The organism is Caulobacter sp. Root655, from assembly GCF_001427665.1.
In the GTDB taxonomy this organism is placed as follows: Bacteria; Pseudomonadota; Alphaproteobacteria; order Caulobacterales; family Caulobacteraceae; genus Caulobacter.
Genome location: NZ_LMHC01000015.1, coordinates 1 through 4,456 on the forward strand (window position 1 = coordinate 1; position 4,456 = coordinate 4,456).

Below are 4,456 nucleotides of genomic sequence, written 5' to 3' on the forward strand. Positions count from 1 at the left end.
TCGCGCCAGTCATAGGTGGCCGTGGGGCGGCCGAAGGGGTCGTAGTAGTTGCGGATGACCCGCTCGGCTGCGTCGCCTGAATAGGTGAAGGTCGGACGATTGTTGTTATCGTAGTAATACCAGCCCTTGATCCCCGCCCCGTCGCGATAGGTCATGCGGTTGAGGGCGTCGAACGTGTAGGTGATCTGCGAGCCGTCGCGGCGACGCCAGCCGGTGCGGTTGCCGGCCGTGTCGTAGCTGTAGAGGTCGCATCACGAGGTCCAAGACCTCGCCCTCGTCATCGACCGCGCGCCACAGATACATTCGACGGCCGCCAACCGAGCAGACCATCTCGTCCAGATGCCAACGCGGCGACGGCGCAGGTCGGCGACGCTTCAGGTTCCTGGCGATCCGTGGCCCGAACTTGATCGTCCAGCACCGGATGGTCTCATAGCTGACCTCGATCCCACGCTGGGCCAGCAGCTCTTCGACGTCGCGGAAGCTCAGGGTGAAGCGGAAGTAGAGCCACACGGCATACTGAATGATCTCGGCCGGGAACCGATGACGCTTGAACGACAGGACTCGCATGGCGCGCTCCTGCCCGCCTCAACGAACCGTGTCCAGTCCCGCGCTCCCGGACAGGGCGGCGTTAAGCTGACAACACCCTGACAATACCCCCCTTGTGCGTGTCCAAGAACCAAGCGTTCAAAGAGGGATATGCTTGGACTCACAGGTCATAGACGAGCCCAGGTCTCTCCACTTTTCTGCCAGCCCTCAACATGCGCGCCCTCATGATTTATCAGAAAGATGCGAACCGGCCGAGAACCGTGCCCCTTTGCGAGCTTAAAGGCAAAATTTCTGGTTTCTTCTAGAGAAATTCCTTCGCATTCCGCAGTATAGTACCAACTATACTGGTCACCTTGAGCATCATCAAGTTCATATAACTCAGCCGAAATTTTCACTTTTCACCCATTGCGATTGAATACGAAGTGACTTTATGGAACTATATTTGTTGATCCAGACAGTGGATGTATGTCCACTCTATACCAACCTTCAAGATCAACGCCATTTCCGAACGATTTGCTCGCGCCCGGGGCAACCCCTCCACTAGCCGCAGCGCTCGTTGCCCAAGTGGATGCTTTCACAAAAGCAGATCCTAGTATCCTCTGCTCATTCTTGGGCAATCCAATCGCAAGAGCCGTGAGAGCCAAATGCACCTCTCTAAGTTTTACAGGTTCCTTGCTTAGTAAATTGATTGATCTATCGCCGCCGGCCAAGCCAAGCCCCTGCACTTGAACTCTTACAGAATAGGGATCTTCTCGCCGAGCCCCCGTCGTTGATGCTTCTTGCGCTGCGGCACGTGCGTCTACGCCCGCATTCCAGACATGCACGCCAGCGTTCCAAATAGTTACAAGTCCCGCCCCCAGGACACTTATGGGTCCGGTATTCTTAGTGTTTCGTCCTGGTTGCGCTGATTGTTGTTGAGCAGCGCTAGGTGCCTTTGAACCAGCAAACGCGTCACCCGAATAGGTGACTGTACAGAAGCACTCCATCTGGATCATGCCGGTCGGATCGCTCTTATTCAGAGGATCGTTGCCGACATAGGCGTACCAGTTGAGGCCGTCCCCATACCCGATGGGGTCGGTTTGGAGAAACCGCCCCAGGGTCGGAGAATAGACCCGGGCCTTGTAATGGTACAAGCCCAGCTCGGGGATCCAGGTCTGGCCGGTGTACATAGACCAGCCGCGTGGTCGCCGCGCCGACGGTGGTGTCCAGTCGCCCTTGCGGATCGTAGCTCAGCGTCGTGGCCGAGCCGCCGGCTTTGCCGGTCAAGCGGTTGTCCAGGTCGTAGACRAAGGTCGACGCGCCRTCGCCCGTCAGGTTGCCGCGATTGTCGCCATAGGCCAACGTCGCGTCGCCGGCCGTCAGGTACTGATTGCGGCCGTTGACCGTATAGCCCTTGGTCGTCTGAACACCGGCCCATTCGTAGAGACTGTTGCCGGCGGCGCGAGACTTGACCTGGCCGGCGGCGTTGTAGGTAAAGTTGTAGGTCTGGTCCTGGGCAGCGCCGGCCAGGTCCAGGGACAGGGTCTGCAGGCGGCTGGCGGCGTCATAGGCGTAATAGGTGTTGGCCCCATTGTTTCGTAGATCAGCGTGACTTCGTTGGCGAGGTCGTACTGGTAGCTGACATAGACGCCGTCGGCCCATTGCAGGGCGATGCGCCGCCCGGCCAAGTCGTGCCACGCGTAGGTCGAGCGCCTCGCCCTCGTCATCAACGGCGCGCCAGAGATACATCCGACGGCCGCCAACCGAGCAGACCATCTCGTCAAGATGCCAGCGCGGCGACGGCGCCGATCGGCGATGCTTCAGGTTCCTGGCGATCCGTGGCCCGAACTTGATCGTCCAGCACCGGATGGTCTCGTAGGTGACCTCGATTCCGCGTTGGGCCAGAAGTTCCTCGAGGTCACGAAAGCTCAGCGTGAAGCGGAAATAGAGCCACACAGCATGGCGAATGACCTCGGGCGGGAACCGGTAACGCTTGAAGGACAGGGCACGCATCGTGCGCCTCTGCCGGTCTTGGCGAACCGTGTCCAGCCCAGACGACTCGCGAGCGCTCGGTTAAGCTGACAACACCGGCCGCGCGTCTCACCGAACAAGGCCTTGGCCGCATCGACCGCCTGCTTGCGCACGGTCGCCACCCTCTCGGGCGGCAGCAGCTCATAGGCCAGGGCCAGCGACACCCCGGCCGCCATGTAGGACTGGATCGCCGCTTGCTGGGCGTAATAGTCGACGTGGGTGACGCCGCGATCCCAGATCAGGTGTTCGAGATACTGGCTCTGGGTCATGCCCAGCGCGATGGCCTCGGCCTTCAGCTTGTTGGCCGCCTGGGGCGAGACGCGGATACCAAGGACGGGGTCGCGATAGCGGCGCTTCTTGGGACCATCGGCCATCGGGTTTCTCCAGGTGGGCTTGCATGTGACAGCCACCCTAAAACCCTGATTATACTGGGTAAAGTCTCTGCGCAGCAGAGTGCGCTAGCCAATGTTAGCCCGCGTTTTCAAAATATTATTGAGCGTTTTCAACGCGCTAGCTGAACCGCAGGTGTGCGTGACGTGCCCTTCCTTTCTGCCCCTATTTGTCGGGGTCGTTTCGGAGGGCTTGGCGGGTTTTGAGATCACCGCTCAAGGCGGTCTTCCGGCACGGGAACGGCCCCCTCGGGTTGGGGCGATTGGCGCCGCGATCGACTACCTGAAGGATGGCCTCAGCCGGCCTTCACCACGACCACGAACACCGTCATGGCCACCGACATGATCACCGTCAGGCCGGCAAGCTGGGTCCAGAACGCCTTCACCATCGCGCGCTCGATCGCCACCGTCTGCGCCTCGATGGCGGCGAGCAGACGGTCACCCGGTTGGGGCGTGGTCTGCGAAGGCGGACTGATGGATCCCATCGCCTCAATCAGATTGATGACGCGCAACATCGTATGCCTCTAGATCTCTAATCGCGTCGCGGATTTCATCCTCAGCACGCTCCTGCGCAAACCGATAAGCACTCTCGACCTTCTTCGTGCTCGAAAGATCGACATAACTCAAGTCTGTCAAAAGATCATAAAGCCTTCGAGAGGTCTGATCATCGTCATTCGGCTCAACCTTGTCCGATATATATGTACGAATTTCCCGTATAGTATCAGACGAAATCCCGGCGTCGAAGATTTTGCGTAAAAACTCAATATGATCTTTGTACATTTGACACCTAGAAGGGAAGGAATCGGGGCCTCACCGCGCCCTTATTCACCATTACAGTGGCAATTTTCCCGGTTAAGCGATTAACCGCAACGGCTAGATCTTTTCCGCTTGCCATTCCACCTCTTATAACATGAACAACGGAGTTATTCTTTGGATCAAGGAACTTTTCTCCTCTTTGCATGACCTTAGACACCATTTGGCGACTAACGCCATGCTCTGCCATCGCGTCCAAGCCGTGCCGGGTAACTAGCCCCCTACCTCCGCCGAGGCCGAAGTCGGCAGTGGCCGCAAGGCCAGTTCCGGACAACAAGCCATTAATCGCACCCCCCGTCACACCGGTAACAATAATCGCACCGCCGCCAATCAGAAGCTGTCGATTGACCTCAGGCATGTTTTCTTCTTGAGATTCCGCAAAATCCTGCTTCTGCGTCTCAAGGTCTCTATTTACCGATTTTGTGCTATAGCCGCTACCGCTCTCACCCTTGAGAACTGAACACTGCGACGTCTTATCGAAGTCGCTTTGACAAGCGTCCGTTTGCTCGCCCGCCTTGGCTTGCAAGCCCGTTGGATCGCTCCGATTCAGCGGGTCATTGCCGACGTAAGCATACCAGTTCAGGCCGTCGTCGTAGCCTGTGGGGTCGGTTTGGAGAAACCGCCCCAGGGTCGGAGAATAGACCCGGGCCTTGTAATGGTACAAGCCCAGCTCGGGGATCCAGGTCTGGCCGGTGTAC

General features: G+C 58.4%; 4 protein-coding genes and 3 pseudogenes. All 7 read right to left on the reverse strand.

Annotated features, from left to right (window positions below):
• Positions 1-224, reverse strand: a pseudogene (locus ASD79_RS25520) (hypothetical protein); the annotation flags it as partial.
• A gap of 22 nt (positions 225-246) precedes the next feature.
• Positions 247-567, reverse strand: a pseudogene (locus ASD79_RS23225) (IS6 family transposase); the annotation flags it as partial.
• Between the two features lie 407 nt (positions 568-974).
• Complete coding sequence (locus ASD79_RS25085) at positions 975-1,715, reverse strand: RHS repeat-associated core domain-containing protein (RefSeq protein WP_082584892.1); 741 nt, start codon at positions 1,713-1,715, stop codon at positions 975-977.
• Positions 1,716-2,229: 514 nt separating this feature from the next.
• A pseudogene (locus ASD79_RS25300) lies at positions 2,230-2,538 on the reverse strand (transposase); the annotation flags it as partial.
• Positions 2,454-2,930: a hypothetical protein gene (locus tag ASD79_RS11635; RefSeq protein WP_056721756.1), complete on the reverse strand. Its 477-nt coding sequence runs from the start codon at positions 2,928-2,930 to the stop codon at positions 2,454-2,456. The pseudogene ASD79_RS25300 and the gene ASD79_RS11635, both read right to left, overlap by 85 nt.
• Before the next feature lie 311 nt (positions 2,931-3,241).
• Complete coding sequence (locus ASD79_RS11640) at positions 3,242-3,460, reverse strand: hypothetical protein (protein WP_056721758.1); 219 nt, start codon at positions 3,458-3,460, stop codon at positions 3,242-3,244.
• Positions 3,461-3,732: 272 nt separating this feature from the next.
• On the reverse strand, positions 3,733-4,456 hold a 724-nt coding region (locus ASD79_RS25095; protein WP_235524426.1), incomplete at its 5' end, for an RHS repeat-associated core domain-containing protein.